The 19,466-nt window shown below is 61.6% G+C and carries 20 protein-coding genes; 13 read left to right on the forward strand and 7 right to left on the reverse strand.

All coding sequences use genetic code 11. The annotated features are described in order from the left end of the window. The first annotated feature begins 54 nt into the window (after window positions 1-54). From J7U39_RS00485 to J7U39_RS00500, 4 genes are all read left to right on the forward strand, one after another. Window positions 55-1,059 carry an ABC transporter permease gene (locus J7U39_RS00485; protein ID WP_210629783.1) on the forward strand — a complete coding sequence of 335 codons (1,005 nt, stop codon included), beginning with the start codon at window positions 55-57 and terminating at the stop codon, window positions 1,057-1,059. Window positions 1,060-1,145: 86 nt separating this feature from the next. After that, entirely contained in the window at window positions 1,146-2,093 is a 948-nt protein-coding gene (locus J7U39_RS00490) for a substrate-binding domain-containing protein (RefSeq protein ID WP_011426857.1), read from the forward strand. A gap of 248 nt (window positions 2,094-2,341) precedes the next feature. Further along, window positions 2,342-3,397 (forward strand): sugar phosphate isomerase/epimerase, encoded by a 1,056-nt coding sequence (locus tag J7U39_RS00495; protein ID WP_210629784.1) that lies wholly within the window; start codon window positions 2,342-2,344, stop codon window positions 3,395-3,397. A gap of 190 nt (window positions 3,398-3,587) precedes the next feature. Further along, the gene (locus tag J7U39_RS00500) at window positions 3,588-4,775 is read left to right on the forward strand and encodes a Gfo/Idh/MocA family oxidoreductase (protein WP_210629785.1); all 1,188 of its coding nucleotides are present in this window, start codon (window positions 3,588-3,590) and stop codon (window positions 4,773-4,775) included. 85 nt (window positions 4,776-4,860) lie between these two features. Here the strand turns inward: J7U39_RS00500 and J7U39_RS00505 are convergent, their stop codons facing one another. Beyond that, window positions 4,861-5,262 carry a DoxX family protein gene (locus J7U39_RS00505; RefSeq protein ID WP_210629786.1) on the reverse strand — a complete coding sequence of 134 codons (402 nt, stop codon included), beginning with the start codon at window positions 5,260-5,262 and terminating at the stop codon, window positions 4,861-4,863. A 252-nt stretch (window positions 5,263-5,514) separates the two neighbouring features. Here J7U39_RS00505 and J7U39_RS00510 point away from each other — a divergent pair, with 252 nt between their 5' ends. Further along, window positions 5,515-6,909 carry a GH1 family beta-glucosidase gene (locus tag J7U39_RS00510; RefSeq protein WP_210629787.1) on the forward strand — a complete coding sequence of 465 codons (1,395 nt, stop codon included), beginning with the start codon at window positions 5,515-5,517 and terminating at the stop codon, window positions 6,907-6,909. A gap of 81 nt (window positions 6,910-6,990) precedes the next feature. Further along, on the forward strand, window positions 6,991-9,204 hold the full coding sequence (locus J7U39_RS00515; RefSeq protein WP_210629788.1) for an EAL domain-containing protein: 2,214 nt from the start codon (window positions 6,991-6,993) through the stop codon (window positions 9,202-9,204). 42 nt (window positions 9,205-9,246) lie between these two features. On the opposite strand, the gene J7U39_RS00520 is transcribed toward J7U39_RS00515, so the two are convergent. The 3 genes from J7U39_RS00520 to J7U39_RS00530 form a co-directional block, all read right to left on the reverse strand. Next, on the reverse strand, window positions 9,247-10,176 hold the full coding sequence (locus tag J7U39_RS00520; RefSeq protein WP_210629789.1) for a rhodanese-related sulfurtransferase: 930 nt from the start codon (window positions 10,174-10,176) through the stop codon (window positions 9,247-9,249). An 86-nt stretch (window positions 10,177-10,262) separates the two neighbouring features. Then, a complete protein-coding gene (locus J7U39_RS00525; RefSeq protein ID WP_210629790.1) occupies window positions 10,263-11,171 on the reverse strand; it encodes a CHAD domain-containing protein in 909 nt (302 codons plus the stop codon). Next, complete coding sequence (locus tag J7U39_RS00530) at window positions 11,149-11,637, reverse strand: CYTH domain-containing protein (RefSeq protein ID WP_210629791.1); 489 nt, start codon at window positions 11,635-11,637, stop codon at window positions 11,149-11,151. The genes J7U39_RS00525 and J7U39_RS00530 overlap by 23 nt, the downstream gene beginning before the upstream one ends. Window positions 11,638-11,791: 154 nt before the next feature. Between J7U39_RS00530 and J7U39_RS00535 the strand changes: the two genes are divergently transcribed. The 4 genes from J7U39_RS00535 to J7U39_RS00550 all read left to right on the forward strand — a co-directional run bounded on the left by J7U39_RS00535 (window position 11,792) and on the right by J7U39_RS00550 (window position 14,280). Beyond that, window positions 11,792-12,430 carry a 2-dehydro-3-deoxy-phosphogluconate aldolase gene (locus J7U39_RS00535; protein ID WP_210629792.1) on the forward strand — a complete coding sequence of 213 codons (639 nt, stop codon included), beginning with the start codon at window positions 11,792-11,794 and terminating at the stop codon, window positions 12,428-12,430. Between the two features lie 111 nt (window positions 12,431-12,541). Further along, window positions 12,542-13,261: a tellurite resistance TerB family protein gene (locus tag J7U39_RS00540; protein ID WP_210629793.1), complete on the forward strand. Its 720-nt coding sequence runs from the start codon at window positions 12,542-12,544 to the stop codon at window positions 13,259-13,261. A 117-nt stretch (window positions 13,262-13,378) separates the two neighbouring features. Next, complete coding sequence (locus tag J7U39_RS00545) at window positions 13,379-14,074, forward strand: GNAT family protein (RefSeq protein ID WP_210629794.1); 696 nt, start codon at window positions 13,379-13,381, stop codon at window positions 14,072-14,074. Then, window positions 14,071-14,280: a hypothetical protein gene (locus J7U39_RS00550; RefSeq protein ID WP_210629795.1), complete on the forward strand. Its 210-nt coding sequence runs from the start codon at window positions 14,071-14,073 to the stop codon at window positions 14,278-14,280. The genes J7U39_RS00545 and J7U39_RS00550 overlap by 4 nt, the downstream gene beginning before the upstream one ends. A 37-nt stretch (window positions 14,281-14,317) precedes the next feature. Here J7U39_RS00550 and J7U39_RS00555 read toward each other — a convergent pair whose 3' ends face one another. The 3 genes from J7U39_RS00555 to J7U39_RS00565 all read right to left on the reverse strand — a co-directional run bounded on the left by J7U39_RS00555 (window position 14,318) and on the right by J7U39_RS00565 (window position 17,053). Then, on the reverse strand, window positions 14,318-15,394 hold the full coding sequence (locus J7U39_RS00555; protein WP_210629796.1) for a nickel/cobalt transporter: 1,077 nt from the start codon (window positions 15,392-15,394) through the stop codon (window positions 14,318-14,320). After that, window positions 15,388-16,029: a DUF1007 family protein gene (locus J7U39_RS00560; protein WP_210629797.1), complete on the reverse strand. Its 642-nt coding sequence runs from the start codon at window positions 16,027-16,029 to the stop codon at window positions 15,388-15,390. The genes J7U39_RS00555 and J7U39_RS00560 overlap by 7 nt, the downstream gene beginning before the upstream one ends. A gap of 130 nt (window positions 16,030-16,159) precedes the next feature. After that, window positions 16,160-17,053, reverse strand: coding sequence for a LysR family transcriptional regulator (locus J7U39_RS00565; protein WP_210629798.1), 894 nt, complete (start codon window positions 17,051-17,053; stop codon window positions 16,160-16,162). A gap of 23 nt (window positions 17,054-17,076) precedes the next feature. Between J7U39_RS00565 and J7U39_RS00570 the strand changes: the two genes are divergently transcribed. From J7U39_RS00570 to J7U39_RS00580, 3 genes are all read left to right on the forward strand, one after another. Beyond that, window positions 17,077-17,586, forward strand: coding sequence for a hypothetical protein (locus J7U39_RS00570; RefSeq protein WP_210629799.1), 510 nt, complete (start codon window positions 17,077-17,079; stop codon window positions 17,584-17,586). Beyond that, a complete protein-coding gene (odc2, locus tag J7U39_RS00575; protein ID WP_210629800.1) occupies window positions 17,583-18,716 on the forward strand; it encodes a type III PLP-dependent enzyme in 1,134 nt (377 codons plus the stop codon). The genes J7U39_RS00570 and odc2 overlap by 4 nt, the downstream gene beginning before the upstream one ends. Before the next feature lie 96 nt (window positions 18,717-18,812). Beyond that, window positions 18,813-19,403: an N-acetyltransferase gene (locus tag J7U39_RS00580; RefSeq protein ID WP_210629801.1), complete on the forward strand. Its 591-nt coding sequence runs from the start codon at window positions 18,813-18,815 to the stop codon at window positions 19,401-19,403. Window positions 19,404-19,466 lie beyond the last annotated feature (63 nt).

Here is a 19,466-nt window from a genome sequence, read left to right on the forward strand (position 1 = left end):
GCGGACAATAAATAGGATACCCAGACGATCTGGGACGGGAGGTTGGTTTTGGACATGAGCATTAACGAGGAGACCAAGGCGATCCGGCGCAGGTCCTGGCGTGACGTTGATCTGCGCGCGGTTGCACCGTTTGCCGCCTTGGCCTTGCTTCTCGTCGTCGGCGCACTGGTCAATCCGAACTTCATCGGCATCACCAATCTTGCCAACGTCGCGACGCGCTGCGCTTTCATCGCTATCATCGCGGTCGGCGCCACTTTCGTGATCTCGGCCGGAGACCTCGACCTTTCCGTCGGCTCGATGGTCGCCTTCGTCGCCAGTCTGATGATCCTGCTCATTAATTCAGGCGTCATTGCCGATCCGGTGCTGATGCTGACGGCAGCGGTGGTCTTTACGGTGATGGCGGGGGCTCTTTGCGGCCTCGCAAACGGCCTCATCACCACCGTCGGCAAGATCGAGCCTTTCATTGCCACGCTCGGCACAATGGGCATTTATCGCGGCCTGACCACCTGGCTGTCGCAGGGCGGCGCGATCACGTTGCGCTCGAGTGAAATCCAGACGCTCTACCGTCCAGCCTATTTCGGCAATATTCTCGGCGTTCCCGTGCCGATCTTGGTAATCCTCGTCGTCACCGCAATTGCAGCCTTTATCCTCTATCGCACCCGTTACGGCCGCCATGTCGTGGCTGTCGGTTCGAACAGCGACGTCGCGCGCTACTCGGGCATTGCAGTCAACCGCGTGCGCACGATTGCCTTCGTTATCCAGGGTCTCTGCGTGGCGATCGCCGTGCTGCTCTATGTACCGCGTCTCGGTTCCACCTCGGCAACGACCGGTATCCTGTGGGAGTTGCAGGCCATCACCGCCGTCGTCGTCGGCGGCACGGCTCTCAAGGGCGGCGCAGGCCGGGTCTGGGGGACCATCTGCGGCGCCTTCATTCTCGAACTCGTCGGCAACATCATGCTGCTTTCGAACTTCATCAGCGAGTATCTCATCGGCGCGATCCAGGGTGCAATCATCATCATCGCCATGCTGGTGCAGCGGTCGCTGGTTCGCAAATCCTAAGGCAAAGAGCTTCTCGGATTGGCCGGGCTTCACGGGGCACCCGGCTCGAATTGGACAAGTCCCTGATATTTTGGGAGGAAATAAGCATGCGCAAGCTCATGTTGGGTCTGGCTGTTGCGGGGGTGGCTTTTGCCGGCGCAGCCTACGCCCAGGACAAGAACTACACGATCGGTGTGTCCATTCCGGCCGCCGACCACGGCTGGACCTCTGGCGTCGTGTTCCATGCCGAGCGTATCGCCAAGAAACTGATGGCCGAACATCCGGGCCTGAACGTCATCGTCAAGACTTCACCGGATGCCGCGACGCAGGCAAACGCCGTGCAGGACCTCGATACACAGGGCATCGACGCGCTGGTCATCCTGCCGTCGGACCCGGATCCGCTCGTCAACGCCATCAAGGAAGTCAAGGACAAGGGTAAGTTCGTAGCACTTGTCGACCGCGCGCCGTCGAACAACGATAATTCCGTGCGTGATCTTTACGTCGCCGGCAACAACCCGGCACTCGGCGAAGTCGCCGGCAAGTACATTGCCGAAAAGACGCCGGAAGCCGAGGTCGTCGTTATCCGCGGACTGCCGATCCCGATCGACCAGCAGCGCCAGGATGGCTTCGACAAGGGTATCGCCGGCTCCAAGGTCAAGGTTCTCGACCGCCAGTATGGCAACTGGAACCGCGACGACGCCTTCAAAGTGATGCAGGACTACCTGACGAAGTACCCGAAAATCGATGTCGTCTGGTGCCAGGACGACGATATGGCCGTCGGCGTACTGCAGGCGATCGAGCAGGCCAAGCGCACCGACATTCAATATGTCGTCGCCGGCGCCGGCTCCAAGGACATGGTCAAGAAGGTCATGGACGGCGACAAGCTGATCCCGGTCGACGTTCTCTATCCGCCGGCAATGGTCGGCACGGCAATGGAGCTGACGGCGGCGGCGCTCTACGATCAGGTCCCGGTTCACGGCAATTACATCCTCGACGCAACGCTCGTCACCAAGGAGAATGCCAAGAACTTCTACTTCCCGGATTCTCCGTTCTGATCCGACGACCGAAAGACGCGCCCGTTCGAAAGGACGGGCGCATTTTTATGCGCGCATGCGGCGCGGCGCTGAAAATGCTGCACGTACCTCTTGCCCGCCAACGCCCATCATGATTAGCTCGCAACCATATCGCATCTGGCCTCGCGCCAAATCCGCGAGGCAGGACAAGGAAGCGCCTTGCACCCGTCAAAATGCGTGCTACAAGTTTTCAGAAACGTTTACGGTCGATGTTCAGGGAGGAATCTGACATGAAGACGATCAAGGGCCCCGGCCTTTTTCTTGGCCAGTTCGCGGGCGATACCGCGCCTTTCAATTCCTGGGACGCGATCACCAAATGGGCGGCCGACATCGGTTACAAGGGCGTCCAGGTGCCGACCTGGACAAGCCAGCTGATCGATCTGAAGAAGGCCGCGACGTCGAAGGATTATTGCGACGAATTCGCCGGCAAGGCCCGCGAAAACGGCATCGAAATCACCGAACTTTCGACCCATCTGCAGGGCCAGCTCGTCGCCGTTCACCCGGCCTATGACGAAGCCTTCGACGGCTTCGCGGCCCCCGAGGTGCGCGGCAACCCGAAGGCGCGCCAGGAATGGGCGGTCGAGCAGGTCAAGCTGGCGCTGACCGCATCGAAAAACCTCGGCCTCAAGGCGCATGCGACCTTCTCCGGGGCGCTTGCCTGGCCCTTCATCTATCCCTGGCCGCAGCGTCCCGCCGGCCTGGTTGAGACCGCGTTCGACGAACTTGCCCGCCGCTGGACGCCGATCCTCAACCATGCGGATGAAAACGGCATCGACGTCTGCTACGAGATCCATCCGGGTGAAGACCTGCATGACGGCATCACCTTCGAGATGTTCCTGGAGCGGGTGAAGAACCATTCCCGCGCCAACATGCTCTATGATCCCTCGCATTATGTCCTGCAGTGCCTCGATTATCTCGAGAACATCGACATCTACAAGGACCGCATCAAGATGTTTCACGTCAAGGATGCCGAGTTCAATCCGACCGGGCGCCAGGGCGTTTACGGCGGTTACCAGGGCTGGGTGGAACGCGCCGGCCGCTTCCGCTCGCTCGGCGACGGCCAGGTCGATTTCGGCGCGGTCTTCTCGAAGATGACGGCCAATAATTTCGACGGCTGGGCCGTGGTCGAATGGGAATGCGCGCTGAAGCATCCGGAGGATGGCGCCCGCGAGGGGGCCGAATTCGTCGCCGCCCATATCATCCGCGTCACGGAAAAGGCCTTCGACGATTTTGCCGCCGGCGGCACGGACCAAGCGGCCAATCGGCGGATGCTGGGGCTTTCCTAAACAGGGCATCTGGTGGGTGCCCCTCACCCTAACCCTCTCCCCGTAAACGGGGAGAGGGGACTTGCCCGACCAAACGTTGAGAGCGGAAAAGCCGCTGCGGCATATCGCCTCCGCCCCGCTTGCGGGGCGAAGGGGGCAGCAGCCGGATGAGGGGCGCACCCGCACCAGATTCAATTTCAGGAGGACAAGAATGGCAATCGAAGCATCATCCGAACAGACCCGCGAGCCGCGCATCCGGCTTGGCATGGTGGGCGGCGGCGCGGGCGCGTTCATCGGTGCAGTGCACCGCATCGCAGCCCGCATCGACGATCAGTACGATCTCATCGCCGGCGCGCTGTCGTCGACGCCTGAGAAGGCGGTTCAGTCCGGCCGCGACCTTGGCCTCGACCCGTCGCGGACCTATTCCAGCTACCGCGAGATGGCGATCCGCGAGGCGAAGCTGAAGAACGGCATCGAGGCGGTGGCGATCGTCACGCCGAACCATGTGCACTATGACGCGGCCAAGGAATTCCTGAAACGCGGCATTCATGTCATCTGCGACAAGCCGCTGACATCGAACCTCGCCGATGCGAAGAAGCTGAAGAAGGTGGCCGACGAGAGCGGCGCGCTCTTCGTGCTGACGCATAATTACACCGGCTATCCGATGGTCCGCCAGGCGCGGGAGATGATCGCGAACGGGGAACTCGGCGATATAAGAGTGGTCCAGGCCGAATATCCGCAGGATTGGCTGACGGAAGCGGTCGAGCAGACCGGGCAGAAGCAGGCTGCCTGGCGCACCGATCCGGCCCAGTCCGGCGTCGGCGGGTCTACAGGCGATATCGGCACACATGCCTATAATCTTGCCTCCTTCATTACCGGACTGGAACTCGACAGCCTGGCCGCCGACCTCGACAGCTTCGTTCCCGGCCGCCGGCTGGACGATAACGCCCATGTCATGCTGCGCTTCAAGGCGAAGGGCGCGGAGAAGCCGGCTAAGGGTATGCTCTGGTGCAGCCAGGTAGCGCCGGGCCATGAAAACGGCCTGATGGTGCGCGTCTATGGCAGCAAGGGCGGGCTGGAATGGACCCAGAAGGACCCGAATTACCTCTGGTACACGCCTTTCGGCGAGCCGAAGCGGCTGATCACCCGCGGCGGCGCCGGCGCCGGAGCGGCTGCCGGGCGCGTGTCACGCGTGCCGTCAGGGCATCCGGAAGGGTATCTCGAAGCCTTTGCGACGATCTATACGGAAGCCGCGCATGCGATCAACGCCCGCAAGAGGGGCAAGGAAGTCGATAAGGCGGTGGTCTATCCCACAGTCGACGACGGCGTGAAGGGTGTCGCCTTCGTCGAGGCCTGTGTTGCCTCGTCCAAGAAAAACGGCGCCTGGGTCAAGCTCTGATCTTTGGCGATCCGTGCGTCGGATGGCGCGGAGTCGCAGGAAATGCCGCGGCGGTCTTGGGCCGCCTCGGCTTGTCCGTCAGGCCTCAGGCCGCAGCGCGGTCGCGCTTCATGAGGCCGTCAATGCTGAGCGGGCCGGCGCCTGCCGCCACCAAATAGAGAAACACGAAGCAGAACAGGATCGCGGCGACGCCACCGTTCTGCGCGGGATAAAAGCTCTTCCCCGCATGGCCGATGAAATAGGCGAAGGCCATCAGGCCGGAGAGTACGAAGGCTGCAATGCGTGTCTGGAATCCTATCACCACGACGAAGCCGAGGGTGAGTTCGATCAGCCCGGCGATCCAGGAGAGCGAGCCCATCGGCGGCACGCTTGCCGCGGCCGGAAAGTGCAAAATCTTCTGCGTTCCGTAGCTGAAAAGCACGAGCGACGAGACGAGGCGCAGCAGGCTCAGCAGATGCGGCTGCAGCAGATGGATCGAAGACAGCATGGGATTCCTTTCACGTTGTGATGTCTTCGCTGTGTAGTGATCATGGGCTCGGCAGCAAGTCACGACTGCTGACATTCGCGTTATGAGAGCGTGGGGGCCGAAAGTATGGCGACCGAGGCGACGGAACGATGCCGTTCTGTCACTAGTCCTGCAACGTTGCAGTTTTTCTTCCCCAGCACCTGTACTTTGCTTGCCGGCTTGGCTAAATCCGGCCCACGGGCAACCCACATTGCTGAGAGCCGGGGAATACAGATGATCGACGCCAAGACGCTTGCAAGCCGCTTTCCCGGTGATTTCACCTTCGGCGTTGCCACCGCCGCCTTCCAGATCGAAGGCGCCAGCAAGGCCGATGGCCGCAAGCCGTCGATCTGGGACGCCTTCTGCAACATGCCCGGCCGCGTCTATAACCGCGACAACGGCGACATTGCCTGCGACCACTATAACCGCCTGGAGCGAGACCTCGATCTCATCAAGGACATGAGCGTTGAGGCCTACCGTTTTTCCATTGCCTGGCCGCGGATCGTCCCGGAGGGCACGGGCCCGGTGAACGAGGCGGGCCTCGATTTCTACGATCGGCTGGTCGATGGCTGCAAGGCGCGCGGGATCAGGACCTTCGCGACGCTCTACCATTGGGACCTGCCTCTGATGCTCGCCGGCGACGGCGGCTGGACGGCGCGCTCGACCGCCTATGCCTATCAGCGCTACGCCAAGACTGTGATGAACCGCCTCGGCGATCGTCTCGACGCCGTCGCGACATTCAATGAGCCCTGGTGCATCGTCTGGCTGAGCCACCTTTACGGCATCCATGCTCCGGGTGAGCGCAACATGCAGGCTGCCCTTCACGCCATGCATTACATGAACCTCGCCCATGGCCTCGGTGTCGAGGCAATCCGTTCGGAAGCTCCCAATGTGCCGGTCGGGCTCGTGCTCAACGCCGCCTCGGTCATCCCGGGCTCCGACAGCCCGGCCGATCTGGCAGCCGCCGAACGGGCGCATCAGTTCCACAACGGCGCCTTCTTCGATCCCGTCTTCAAGGGCGAATATCCGAACGAATTCGTCGAGGCGCTCGGGGACCGCATGCCCGTGATCGATGACGGGGATCTGAAGCTCATCAGTCAGAAGCTCGACTGGTGGGGTCTGAATTATTACACGCCCGAGCGCGTCACCGACGATGCCGAACGAAAAGGCGACTTCCCCTGGACGGTGAAAGCGCCGCCTGCAAGCGACGTCAAGACCGATATCGGCTGGGAAATCTATGTGCCCGGATTGAAGCTCCTGGTCGAGGACCTCTACCGCCGCTACGACCTGCCGGAATGCTACATCACCGAGAACGGCGCCTGTGACAATACCGGTGTCGTCGGGGACGAGGTCGACGATACGATGCGCCTCGACTATCTCGGCGGTCACCTCGATGTCGTGGCCGACCTCATCAAAGACGGCTACCCCATGCGCGGCTATTTTGCCTGGAGCCTGATGGATAATTTTGAATGGGCGGAAGGCTATCGCATGCGCTTCGGTCTCGTTCATGTCGATTATGAGACGCAGCGGCGCACGGTGAAGAAGAGCGGTAAATGGTATCGCGCACTCGCGGCTGAATTTCCGAAAGGCAATCACACGCCGGCTCAGCATAGCAAACTGAAAAAATAGACCAGCGGAAAGCTGCAACAGGCGGTTGCTTAAACGTTTCTGAACCCTTGACTGGCAAACTCCGCTGGTCAGGGAGCAGGAATGCAGATACTCGCAAAATTGCAGGGCAGGGGATCGGGAATAGGCCGTGACGTCACCGTCACGGGCGTGCTGCTCTCCTTCGCCGTCATCGTCGCGGTCGCCACCATCATGGTGCTGACGGCACTCGAACGCGTGGCTGAGAACGCCAATGTCCTTGATGACGAGCGCTCGCGCGAAACGACAATCGGCGCGTTGAAGACCTTCGAGGATCAGCTCGGTGCGACGCTCGACGATTATGCCGCCTGGGACGATGCCGCCGCCAACGTCTATGCGTCGGATGGCATGGCGTGGACGGTCAGCAACTACGGCGAGATGTCGGTCAACAGCTCACTTTTCGACATGGCAATCGTTGTCGATGATGCGAAGAACTCGATCATGGCGTATCGCGACGGCAAACCGATGGAGGAGCCGCCCGCGGATTTCTTCGCGCCTTCGCTGTGGAAGCTGTTCGACGTGGTCAAGGCGGCCGGTCCGGCCGATTCGCCCCAGGCGGTCGGATTCATCACCACCAAACGCGGCATTGCCGCTGTCGGCGTGGCATTGGTGCGGAAGAAATCCGGCGCGCTTGATGCGCCCGCCGGGCAGCACCGGTATCTCATTTTCGCACGCCATCTCGATGACGACAGGGTGGCCGGACTCGGCCAGACCTATGTGATCGGCGGACTGAGGCTGGCGCCGCCGAGTTTCGAGGCAGAATATTTTGTACCTATCGCCGATCCGTCGGGGGCAACGATCGGCAAGCTCGTCTGGAATTCGCGCTCACCCGGCAATATTGCCTACGCGCAGGTACGACCGATGGTCATCGAGGCACTCGGTCTCGTCGGGCTTTTCTTCGGGGTGCTTCTGGCCATCGGCTGGCTGGTCGGCCGACGCCTGAAGGCGGAGGAAAACAGCGCGCGCGAAGAGGCGCTGCGCGACAGGCTGAGCGGCCTTTCCAATCGCGACGGCCTCGGGCTCGCCGTCGATCGTTGTGTCCTCGAAGCGCGCCAGAGCAAACGCAACGTGCTGCTCCTCTATCTCGACCTCGACGGTTTCAAGGAAGTCAATGACAGCTATGGACACGGCACCGGTGACCAATTGATCCGCGCGGTCGCGGCCGGCCTCAAGGTATTGATCCCGCAAGGCGCAGTTCTAGCCCGCATCGGCGGCGATGAATTTGCGATCGCCTTTCTCTCCGATGGCGAGAACGCCGCCGCCCTGCAGCTCGCCGAGCAGATCCTCGATTTTCTCGTCGAGCCGCTGGAGATCGGTCGCCGTGTCGTCGTCGTCGGCGCCAGCATCGGCATCGCCATGTCGCCTGCCGGCGCAATCGATCGCGAGGAACTGGTGCGCCGTTCCGACCTTGCCATGTATAAGGCGAAGGAGGCGGGCCGTGCGCGCATGACGCTTTACGACCCGTCGATGGATGCGGACCGGCAGCAGCGCAATGCGCTGGAACTCGATCTCAGAATCGCCATTGAAAGCGGTGATCTGACACTTGCCTATCAGCCGCTGGTCGATGCGGCCACGCATGCGCTCACCGGCGTCGAGGCGCTGGTGCGCTGGAACCGTCCGGGCCACGGCCCGGTTTCGCCAGAGGTGTTCATTCCGATCGCCGAGACCAGCGGCCTCATTGAATCACTCGGCCTGTTCGTGCTGCGCAAGGCCTGCGAGACGGCCAAGCAGTGGCCGGAGCTGAACGTATCTGTCAATGTCTCGCCCGGCCAGTTCCGCAATCCAGCCTTCACCGACTATGTGCGCTACGTGTTGAAGCAGACGGAGATCGAGGCCAGCCGCATCACTCTCGAGATCACCGAAGGGTATATGATCCAGAATCCGCAGCGTACCCGCCAGTCGATCGAGCGGCTGAAAGGTCTGGGGGTCAAGGTGGCGCTCGACGACTTCGGTTCCGGCTTCTCATCGATCGGCTATCTCCGGCAGTTCGGCTTCGACCGCATCAAGATCGACCGCTCGTTGGTGATGGGCGTCAACGAGGACAAGCGCCAGCGCGAAATGCTGCAGGCGACGGTGGCGCTCGCCCGCTCGCTCGATATCCCGGTGACGGCGGAAGGCATCGAAACCGAGGGGCAGGCGGTCGCCATGCGCCTGTTCGGCTGCGACTGTCTGCAGGGCTATTTGTTCGGAAAGCCTGCGGCGGCCGAGCGAATTACCGAGATGCTCAACGAGCTTCGTACTGCGGAACAGTCAACCCCGTGCCGTCTCGGCGCGGCCTGACGGCGAAATTCTGGGCGCAAAGCTCATTCAACAGCAACAAGCTCAGCTGCCGATATGCCGTTGGCCGCGTTTTTTTGCCAGCGCGATCTGATGCTGCCGTTGACGGTAGCGCAGCCGGTCTTCTTCTGTGCGTCTTGGATAGCAGTGGCTGCAGGAAACGCCTTCCTCATAAAGCGGCGAGGCAATTTCCTCTGATGTGATCGGGTTGCGGCAGGCGTGGCACAGCCGGTGCTCACCCTCCTTCAGCCCGTGTTCGACGGATACACGCTCATCAAACACGAAGCAGGCGCCCTCCCAGAGGCTTTCTTCCTGCGGCACTTCCTCCAGATATTTCAGGATGCCGCCCTTCAGATGATAGACCTCGTCGAAACCCTCGGCCTTCATGAAGGCAGTGGCCTTTTCGCAGCGTATGCCGCCGGTGCAATACATGGCGACTTTCGGCTTGTTGTGCAGTCCCGTATTCCGGCGCACCCAATCCGGAAATTCGCGGAATGTCTTGGTCTTGGGGTCGAGCGCGCCGCGAAAAGCACCGATCGCCGTCTCATAGTCGTTGCGGGTGTCGATGACGATCGTATCGGGATCGGAGATCAGCGCATTCCAGTCCTTGGGCGCGATATAGGTGCCGACCACCTTGTTGGGGTCGATGTCCTCGACGCCCATGGTGACGATTTCCTTCTTCAGCTTCACTTTCATGCGCAGGAAGGGCATTTTCGAGGCGCGGCTTTCCTTGTGCTCCAGGCCCGCAAATTCCGGCTGGACGCGCAGGAAGGCGAGCACGGCGTGAATGCCGGCATCCGGTCCCGCGATCGTACCGTTGATGCCCTCATGCGCCAGAAGCAGCGTTCCCTTGACGCCGTTTTCCTCGCACAGCGCCTGCAGCGGGGCCTGCAAGCTGGCAAAGCGCGGCACGGATACGAAATGGTAGAGCGCCGCTACGAGGAACGGGCCGGTGTGTGTCAGGCTGTCGGTCATGCGCCGGAAATACAGAAAATTGACCGGTCGCGCAATTGCCTTCCGCGCAGGCGGCCGACCGCCTCCAGGATCGCGCCTGCCATCGCTCAACTTGCAGCCGTCAACCAGAGAAGCTCGATACGCTCCGATTCCTCGTCGGGATCATCGGCGAAGACGGCTTCGGCCTTGAGGAGGGCCTGCCGCCGGTCTTCCTGCTGGCGGACGATGATTGCCTCAAGAAGATGCGCCAGGTCGTCGTTGCGGGTGAAGAGCTGCGGCTCGGCTTCGACCAGTTCGCAGAGTACGGCAAGGTCATGGATGCGGCCGAGATCCTCGACGAGCTCCTTGGCCGCATCCTGCTTGGCCTTCATCGCACCCGGCCAGACGTCGCGCAGAAGAGCGTGGTAAAGCCGGTAGTCGTAGGTGCGTTTGCGCAGATCATGGAAATCGCCGGCCGATGCATCACCGTGGCAGTTGGCGAGCGCGGCCTCAGCCTTGCGCGCCGTGCGGCGCCAGCTCTTCGCCAGCATGCGGGCATTCTTGCGGTGGCTGCCATCGAAGGAGATTCCATCCAGAGCGGAAATCGCCTCTCTGAGCACGTCCGAGGTTTCCATCAGCTGCCGTTCAAGACCGCTTTCGGCCTCCGCCATCCAGTCGCGGCGCCCCTCGAGAATGATGACGATCCGGCCGAGTGCCTCGCTTTCCTCTTTCCCGCGGGCTGAATGCTGCAGATATTGCGCGGTGCCGATGAGCGCGGCAGCGTCGCGGATTGCCGAAAGCGAGCGCGCGGCGTCGCGCAACCTTGCATTTTCCTGCTCCTGGAAATCAGGCACCTCGCGTGCGACGAGCCGGTAGAGCGAGCGCAATCTCTTCAGGTTTTTTCGGAAGGAATGGATCGCCTCGTGCGCACCTTCCGGCCGTTCTTCGAGAAAGGTAATGGCACCTTCCAGCTGCTCGGTCGCGATGCTCCGGAATGCCTCGGTGAAATCGGCGTCAGGCCGAATGCGATAGGCCATGCCTGTCGTGCTCGTATTCTGTGGCAAGGGCCTGGTTGGAATAGCGGAAATCGCCGGTCACTTCGCGACCAAGCCAGGCAGGCAGGACGGGTTTGTCGGTTTCTGCCGTCATCTCCACCTCGGCAATCACCAGCCCGAGATGCTCGCCGGCAAAGACGTCGACTTCCCAGACGAAGCCCTGATGCGGGACGCGGTAGCGCGTCTTCTCGATGACGACGCCGATCGCGCTCTGCAACAGCTCCTCGGCATCGGCAATCGGGATGTCATATTCGAATTCGTCACGGGTGATGGCACTGCGGCCAATCTTGATCGTCAGCTTCGCTTTCCTGCCGTCGAGGGTGCGAACGCGGACGGAACGGTCGTCCATCGAGGCGATGTAACCCTGCCTCAGGACAGACTTGCTCTCGACGGCGGAACGCCATCCGTCGCCGCGTACAAGAAACTTCCGCTCGATCTCTTTCGCCATGTCAGTGAACCTTTTGTGACGAATGCCGCACGGTAGACCAATTTCCAAGCATTTCATACCTTCTTCTCACGCAGCCGGGTTTTATCTCGACAAGGGTCGGCGAGGGCGTTATTCGGGATGCAAATTTCAATCGTTTCAAGGAGGTCGTGCGACCATGGGCGAGAAAACAGAGAAGCTCCTTTCCATCCTGAAACTCCAGCCGGTCGTTCCGGTCCTGATCGTTGACGATGCCAGGTCGGCGGTGCCGCTGGCCCGCGCGCTTGTCGCAGGCGGCCTGAAAGCAATCGAGATCACCATGCGCACGCCGGCGGCGCTCGATGCCGTGCGCGCCGTCGCCGCCGAGGTCGAGGGCGCCGAAGTCGGCGCCGGCACCATCCTGAATGCCGCCCATTGGGAAGCGGCTGTCGAGGCCGGCTCGAAGTTCATCGTCAGCCCGGGCACGACGCAGGAGCTGCTTGATGCCGCTGCCGATTCCGACGTGCCGCTGCTTCCGGGAGCTGCGACCGCCAGCGAAGTCATGGCGTTGCGTGAGGAAGGTTATCAGGTGCTGAAGTTCTTTCCGGCTGAGCAGGCTGGGGGCGCCGCTTATCTTAAAGCGCTTTCTTCGCCGCTCGCCGGCACGCTGTTCTGCCCGACCGGCAGCATTTCGCTGAAGAACGCCAGGGATTATCTTTCGCTGCCGAACGTCGTCTGTGTCGGCGGTTCGTGGGTTGCGCCGAAGGAACTGGTCGCAGCCGGCGACTGGGCCGGCGTTACCAAGCTTGCGGCTGAGGCCGCCGCTCTGAAGGCCTGAGGTTGCATGAGCGGGGTATGAGCGCCAGGCACAGCCCCACGCCCAATATTTGTATTTCAGCCGTCGCAAACCTATGTTCTCCTCCGGCCTCAAACAGGGAGACGACGAGGAATGTTCGACGCAAAGAAGCTTCTCGACCAGTTCTTGGGTTCGCAGGTGCCGGGTCTCGGCGGTTCAGTCCGCGACAGGGCGGGCGAGGCCATACAGACGGCAAAGAACAATCCGATGAAGAGCGGCGCGATCGCAGCCGTGCTTCTCGGCACCAAGACCGGCCGCAGTATTGCCGGCAACGCATTGGCGATCGGCGGTCTTGCTGCTATCGCCGGCCTTGGCTATCAGGCTTACAAGAACTATCAGGCTGGGCAAGCGCCCGCGGCCCCCTCGGATGCGCCGTCGGCAAACAATCCGGTGCTCCTGCCGCCGCCCGTCGACTCCGGTTTCGGACCAGCATCGCCTGCCGGGAGCAACGAATTCGTGCTGGTGCTGATCCGGGCGATGATCGCCGCCGCCAAGGCCGATGGTCATATCGACGACGCCGAACGCGTCCTGATCATGGACAAGATCAAGGCTGCTGACGTCAGCGGCGAGGCTGCGGCTTTCATCGAGGGAGAACTTGCGTCTCCGACGGATATCGACGCGCTCGTTGCTGCGGCGCTCACGGAAGAACAGCGCGTCGAGCTCTACACCGCCTCGCGGCTGACCATCGATCCGGATTCGCGCGCCGAGCGCGGTTATCTCGATCTGCTCGCCGGCCGGCTCGGCCTTGCTGATCAGCTGGTCGACCATATCGAGGCGACGGTGTCATCCGCCAAGACGACCTTGTCACAGTGACATGCCGGCCGATTGCCTTTATCGGGCGACTGGCCTATCCACTCCCGGAGCCTTCCCCGGTCAAATTGACGCGTTCGTCAATTTAACCGGGGAAGGCTCTGGAATAGGGGAGTGAACATGCGCGATCTTGCAAATTTCAAGGGCTGCCCGGCGCCAAAGCCGGTTACGCTGAAAGGCCGTTTCGTCACCGTCGAGCCCTATCGCCGCGAGGAGCATCTCGAAGCGCTGTGGGAAGGGCTCGGCGGCATGGGCATCAACCCGCTGCTGCTCTATTTTTCGCAGGATGATTTCTCGGGCATCGAGGACTTCGCCAGCTGGCTGGAAAACGTCCACACCAAGTCCGGTTGGCTCACCCATATCTTCCGCGACAACGCCACCGGCAAGGTTGTCGGCATGGCGAACTACATGCGCGCCGACCCGGCAAACGGCGTCGTCGAAATCGGCGGCGTGGCTCATGGTCGCGCTATGAGCCGTTCGCCGCTGTCCACCGAAGCGCACTATCTGATGGCCAAACATGTTTTCGAAGATCTCGGCTATCGCCGCTACGAATGGAAATGCGATAATAAGAACGAGGCGAGCAAGACGACGGCACTGCGCTACGGCTTCAGCTTCGAAGGGGTGTTCCGTCAGCACATGATCTCCAAGCATCGCAACCGCGACACCGCCTGGTTCTCGATGATCGACGCCGAATGGCCGCTGATCAACGATGCTTTCGAGGCCTGGCTTTCGCCTGCAAATTTCGACGCGGCCGGCAATCAGATCCGTCGCCTGCAGGATATTCGTGCGGATCTGGAGAAGGAAAGGCTCGCGTGAGCCCGGAAAGCCGCTCGCAGGCGATCGCCGCCGCTGTCATCTTGCTCGGCGCCGGCCTCGTCGTCTACTTTCTGCCGACCATCGTTCTATGGATCGGCAATTTCTCGCCAACGCTGGGGATCGCCGTCGGCTTCTGCCTGATCATGGCGTTCTTTGCGATCTTCTGGCTGCGGGCGCGCTACCAGCGTCGCAGAGATAGACAGTAATCCAGGGGCGTCCGGGGGCACGGAGCCCTGAGGGTGTCTAGCCTTGCAGCGAAGCTCCGAGCAGGACGGCGCCCATCAGGATGACGAGCAGGGCGCCGAGGATTTCGATGGCGTTGCCGACCCAGACCGAAGCCGTCGAGCCGCGTCCGGAGAGACGGACCGCCGCACCTTTGGCGGTGACGGCAAGCGTCGCGAGCACGGAAACCGTGATCGCCGTGCCGAGCGACATGGCGGCGACCGAAAGCGCGCCGCCGAGATAGAGGCCGTTCAGCAACGAGAAAGTCATGACAAGCAAAGCCCCTGAGCAGGGTCGAAGGCCGACGGCTACGATCGCCGACCAAGCCTCTCGAGCGCTGAACCTGTCGCCGGCGAGCAGGGCCGGGTCCGGCACGTGCGTATTGCCGCAGGTCTCGCAGGCCATGCCGGGAACGAAGCTGTGGCCGGCGTTCACGGCCTGCGCCTTGCCGTTGAAGGCATAGGCCTGGCGTTCGGCTGCGTTATCCTTCCAATCCAGCATCATGGACACCGGACCGGCCGACGTCGCCACCAGCCGGCGGCGCGGCAGATTGCGAGCTATCAAACGCAGTTTGCGGAACAGCAGCCAGCCGCCGAAGAGGATAACCATGACGAAACTTATAATTTCCATGGCATGAGTGGCTGTCGTCAGTGTAATGCCGGTGCCGCGCAGCACCAGCCAGGCGCCGCCGACCAGCGCCACAGCGACGACGCCCTGGATGAAAGCCGAAATGAAGGAAATAACCACGCCGCGCTTCAACTCGACCTCGTTGGCGATCATGTAGGAGGAGATGACCGCCTTGCCATGGCCGGGGCCGGCGGCATGGAAGACGCCGTAGGCGAAGGAAAGGCCGACCAGCGATGTCAGCTGCCACGGATCCTCGCGCATGCCCTTCAACGCACCGGTCAGCGCCCGATAGAAAGCCTGCTGTTCATAGTTCACGTAGAGCAAAAGTGGCGCAAGCGGCCCGCCGGTCGGTTGGAAACTGGGTTCGGCCGTGCCGATGCCGAGCGGCGATTGCGCGTGGGCGAGGCTTGCCGCGGTCAGGAGCGCAAGGAGCGCCGCGGAAAGGATCAGGGACGGACGTTTTATCAGCATGTGAGCTCCAGCCGGGTGGCGAAGAGTTTGGACATGTTGGTGCCGGTGGGATCGTTGAAAAAGGCGTCTGTCAGCGACTGCTTGTTTTGCGAGATCACCTCGTCGGCATCCGGCCTTATCACCTGGTGCTTGCAGGCCTTGAAGCCGTCGCCCACCGTTGCCAGCTCGTTGTCTGTGGGGAAATCGATCGACGTATAGAGCGTCGGATCGTAGACGCCGAAGGTAAGCCTGCCCTTGAGCGGCATCTTCTCCACCGGCTTGACCGCAAAGAACATCAGGAGCTGGCCGTTCTTATAGTCGACATGGATGATGTCGGGCTGCTGGACGGTGATGCTCTTCCCGTTGATCGTCAGGTTCATGTAATAATCGTAATCGGCAAGCGATTGCTTCACCGTTTTGCCGACCTGCGCGAGTTCGTTCGGCTCCAGCTTCAGATCGGTGTTCTTGTCGAAATCCATGACGACCGAGGAGGAGAAGACCTCGTCAAAGCGCCAGACATTGCGCAGTTCCTCGATACTGCCGTCAGCGCCGGCCACGACTTCGAGCCGCGCCTCCACGAAGATGTGCGGATGCGCGAAGGCGGCGGCCGGCGCCAGCGAAAGAAGCGCGGTGATCAATGGTATGGATTTGTTCATGCGTCCCGCTGCCTTGTTCGCTCGACCCGAGTTCTTGCCAGAAATTGGGACGGAATTGGGACCGGCTTGTCGGTGAGTCCCGATCGGCACCGCTCCATCGTCCGGCCCGACCGGTCTTGCCGTGCAGATCTCACGGATGCTTCTTGAACCAGTTGTGCAGGTAATCGACAAAGATCCTCACCTTGGCCGGCAGGTAGCGCCGGTGCGGGTAGACGGCATAAATGCCGCGGTCGGTTGGTATGTAATCGTTGAATAGCGTCACCAGTTCGCCGCTTTCGATCGGCTTGCGGGCGATGAAATCGGGAATGAGGGCGATGCCGATGCCGGCGAGGGCGGCGCGGAGTGTCGCGTGCGGGCTGTTGACCTCGATCGGCCCGGAGACGGCGACGGCGAAGGTTGTGTTGTCAGGATTGTGGAAGCGGATGCTCCCCTGGGTGCGTGAATTGGTATCGACGATGAAGGGAAGATTGGACATGTCGCTTGGATGCTCCAGATCCGGATGGCGCTCGAGAAAATCCGGGGTGGCGCAGAGATGGACGCGGAAATCGGAGATCTTGCGAGCAATCATGCCGGAATCTTCGAGCTTGCTGATCCGGATCGCCACGTCAAAGCCTTCCTCGATCAGATCGACGAATCGGTCATCGGCGGCGATCTCCAGCGAAAGGTCCGGGTTCTCGCCGGCGAAATCGATCAGCGACTGGCCGACGTCGGCATCGACGAAGGTGCGGGGGACGGAGACGCGCAACCGTCCCTTCAGCTGTGCATTGTTTTCGCGCACTAGATCGGCAAGGTTGTCGATCTCCTTCAAAATGTCGGAGGCGCTGCGATAATAGGTGTGGCCGGCCTCCGTCATAGAGAACTGCCGGGTCGTGCGGTTGAGCAGCAACGCGCCGAGTTCGTCTTCCAGTTCGCGCACATATTTGGACAGCAGCGCCTTCGAGCGGCCGGTGCGCCGCGCGGCGGCGGAAAAGCCTTCGGCCTCGACGACTTCAATGAAGGCGCGTATGCGGGTCAAGGTGTCCATGAAATCCCCACAGGTGTTTTGGAATGTTGAACAAATCGCGCCGGTTTGTTCAATTATTTTTTGACCTCAAGATCAAAAAATCGCTTGATTATGAAGGCGAATATTCTTATCTCACCAGTCAGCCCAAAGTCGCACGTGCCCATGGGTGTCCGCCGAACCCTCGAATTGGTGAGGAAATCGGTAAGGTACCTGGAATTAACCCCTCCAGTCGCTATTCCGGCCAACCGGAAAATGCGAGGACGCCTGAAGCAACGACGGTGCGGGCCTTTTTGTTCTCTCCCTGCTTTCCATCAGCGGGGGTTACTGAAGAGGCACACCATCATTGCCGGAAGTGCGGTTGGGACTCTCCCTCCAATCCATGGCAGACAAAGCCGAACTTACACCGCGTTTGCGGCGTTGGTTCATTATCCGCGCATCGAGCGCTTGCTGTGGTTCCGGGGTCTCCACCGGCTGGTTCCAATGCGAGTTCTCGTATGCCCTTTGTCCTCCGGATCATGCCGGAGCTCTGGAACTGGAAGAGGGAACTGATATGACCACCCAGCGCATCCGCGACTTTCTCGCAACCCGACGTCCCGACGGTCCCTGCCTCGTGGTTGACCTCGATGTCATCAGCGACAATTTCCACGCTTTCCGCCACGCCATGCCGGATAGCGCCATCTACTACGCCGTCAAGGCCAACCCGGCTCCGGAAGTGCTGAAGCTGCTCGCCAGCCTCGGCTCCAATTTCGATTGCGCATCCGTTGCCGAAATCGAAATGGCGCTCGAAGCCGGTGCGACCGCCGCCCGCATCTCCTATGGCAACACGATCAAGAAGGAACGTGATGTCGCCCGCGCGCATACGCTCGGCGTCAGCCTCTTTGCTGTCGACAGCCACGAGGAAGTCGAGAAGATCGCGCGCGCCGCGCCCGGCGCCCGTGTCTTCTGCCGCGTGCTGACCGATGGCGAAGGCGCCGAATGGCCGCTGTCGCGCAAGTTCGGCTGCGTTCCGCAGATGGCCGTCGACGTTCTCGTCTACGCTCATCAGCTCGGCCTGCAGTCCTACGGCGTCTCCTTCCATGTCGGGTCGCAGATGACCAAGGTCGATGCCTGGGATTCGGCTCTTGCCGATGCCAAGCGTGTCTTCGTCCAGCTGGCCAAGCAGGGCATCCACCTGCAGATGGTCAACATGGGCGGCGGCTTCCCGACCAAGTATCTGCGTGACGTTCCGTCCGCGGAAGCTTACGGAAAGTCGATCTACCAGGCGCTGCGCACGCATTTCGGCAACCAGATCCCGCAGACGATCATCGAGCCGGGCCGCGGCATGGTCGGCAATGCCGGCGTCATCAAGGCTGAGGTCGTGCTGATCTCCAAGAAGTCGGACAATGACGACGCGCGCTGGGTCTTCCTCGACATCGGCAAGTTCGGCGGTCTCGCCGAAACCATGGACGAGGCTATTCGTTACCCGATCCGCACCGAACGCGACGGCGACGAGATGGAGCCCTGCGTGATCGCCGGCCCGACCTGCGACTCGGCTGACGTGCTGTATGAAAAGAACCTCTACCCGCTGCCGCTGTCCCTGACGATCGGTGACGAGGTCCTGATCGAAGGCACCGGCGCCTATACGACGACCTACTCGGCAGTCGCTTTCAACGGCTTCGAGCCGCTGAAGGCCTACGTCATCTAAGGTCTTGTTTCTGCTAGTCCCGTCACCAGCCGGGGCGGCAAATCCACAATTCTCCGAAGTCACCGTCTGAAGCGGTTTTGAGTGCGGGAGGCCACGATGGCCGCTGTTCTTGATTCTGTCCGCGCATTCTTTGCGCCTTCCATTTTCACCATCGACGCCGAAAATCCGTCGGATGTCGTCGCGCGTGAAAACCTGCTCGATCGCGTCATGGGCATTGACCGTCGCAAGAAGTCGTCGGAGAAGATCCGCCGCAACCGCATTGCGGCCGAAGGACTTGCGCTGGTCGCTCGTGATCGCGACGGCCATCTGATCGGCACAGTGCGGCTCTGGAACGTCGAGGCCGGCGTCAACGCTGAAGGCACGCCGATCAATGCGCTGCTGCTCGGTCCGCTGGCCGTCGATTGCCGTCACGGCGGCAAGGGCGTCGGCTCGGCCCTGATGCGCGCGGCGATCCTCGAGGCAAAGAACCGCGGGCATGGCGCGGTCCTGCTCGTCGGCGATGCCGCCTATTACGAGCGTTTCGGCTTCTTCGCCGAAAAGGCTCGCCATCTTGTCATGCCCGGTCCGTTCGAACGTTCGCGCTTTCTCGCCCTTGAGCTCACCGACGGCTGGCTTGACGGCGCGGCCGGAATGATCGTCCCCTCGGGACGCATGCTGGCCAGGGCGCCGGTTCGCCGCGCAGCTTGAGCTGCGCGCCCGCCGGGCAGGTGGGGATCTCTTCCCTGGTCGGCGACGTCCGCGCCGCTTGGC

The sequence above is a fragment of the Rhizobium sp. NLR16a genome (genome assembly GCF_017948245.1).
Taxonomy (GTDB): domain Bacteria; phylum Pseudomonadota; class Alphaproteobacteria; order Rhizobiales; family Rhizobiaceae; genus Rhizobium.

Bases quoted from the DNA above. Each gene is read 5' to 3' on its own strand.
- J7U39_RS00520 (WP_210629789.1), bottom strand. From the start codon at position 10,176: ATGACCGACAGCCTGACACACACCGGCCCGTTCCTCGTAGCGGCGCTC.
- J7U39_RS00540 (WP_210629793.1), top strand. From the start codon at position 12,542: ATGTTCGACGCAAAGAAGCTTCTCGACCAGTTCTTGGGTTCGCAGGTG.
- J7U39_RS00525 (WP_210629790.1), bottom strand. From the start codon at position 11,171: ATGGCCTATCGCATTCGGCCTGACGCCGATTTCACCGAGGCATTCCGG.
- J7U39_RS00565 (WP_210629798.1), bottom strand. From the start codon at position 17,053: ATGGACACCTTGACCCGCATACGCGCCTTCATTGAAGTCGTCGAGGCC.
- J7U39_RS00545 (WP_210629794.1), top strand. From the start codon at position 13,379: ATGCGCGATCTTGCAAATTTCAAGGGCTGCCCGGCGCCAAAGCCGGTT.
- J7U39_RS00495 (WP_210629784.1), top strand. From the start codon at position 2,342: ATGAAGACGATCAAGGGCCCCGGCCTTTTTCTTGGCCAGTTCGCGGGC.
- J7U39_RS00490 (WP_011426857.1), top strand. From the start codon at position 1,146: ATGCGCAAGCTCATGTTGGGTCTGGCTGTTGCGGGGGTGGCTTTTGCC.
- J7U39_RS00570 (WP_210629799.1), top strand. From the start codon at position 17,077: ATGTTGAACAAATCGCGCCGGTTTGTTCAATTATTTTTTGACCTCAAG.
- odc2 (WP_210629800.1), top strand. From the start codon at position 17,583: ATGACCACCCAGCGCATCCGCGACTTTCTCGCAACCCGACGTCCCGAC.
- J7U39_RS00485 (WP_210629783.1), top strand. From the start codon at position 55: ATGAGCATTAACGAGGAGACCAAGGCGATCCGGCGCAGGTCCTGGCGT.
- J7U39_RS00515 (WP_210629788.1), top strand. From the start codon at position 6,991: ATGCAGATACTCGCAAAATTGCAGGGCAGGGGATCGGGAATAGGCCGT.
- J7U39_RS00505 (WP_210629786.1), bottom strand. From the start codon at position 5,262: ATGCTGTCTTCGATCCATCTGCTGCAGCCGCATCTGCTGAGCCTGCTG.
- J7U39_RS00500 (WP_210629785.1), top strand. From the start codon at position 3,588: ATGGCAATCGAAGCATCATCCGAACAGACCCGCGAGCCGCGCATCCGG.
- J7U39_RS00560 (WP_210629797.1), bottom strand. From the start codon at position 16,029: ATGAACAAATCCATACCATTGATCACCGCGCTTCTTTCGCTGGCGCCG.
- J7U39_RS00535 (WP_210629792.1), top strand. From the start codon at position 11,792: ATGGGCGAGAAAACAGAGAAGCTCCTTTCCATCCTGAAACTCCAGCCG.
- J7U39_RS00530 (WP_210629791.1), bottom strand. From the start codon at position 11,637: ATGGCGAAAGAGATCGAGCGGAAGTTTCTTGTACGCGGCGACGGATGG.
- J7U39_RS00580 (WP_210629801.1), top strand. From the start codon at position 18,813: ATGGCCGCTGTTCTTGATTCTGTCCGCGCATTCTTTGCGCCTTCCATT.
- J7U39_RS00510 (WP_210629787.1), top strand. From the start codon at position 5,515: ATGATCGACGCCAAGACGCTTGCAAGCCGCTTTCCCGGTGATTTCACC.
- J7U39_RS00555 (WP_210629796.1), bottom strand. From the start codon at position 15,394: ATGCTGATAAAACGTCCGTCCCTGATCCTTTCCGCGGCGCTCCTTGCG.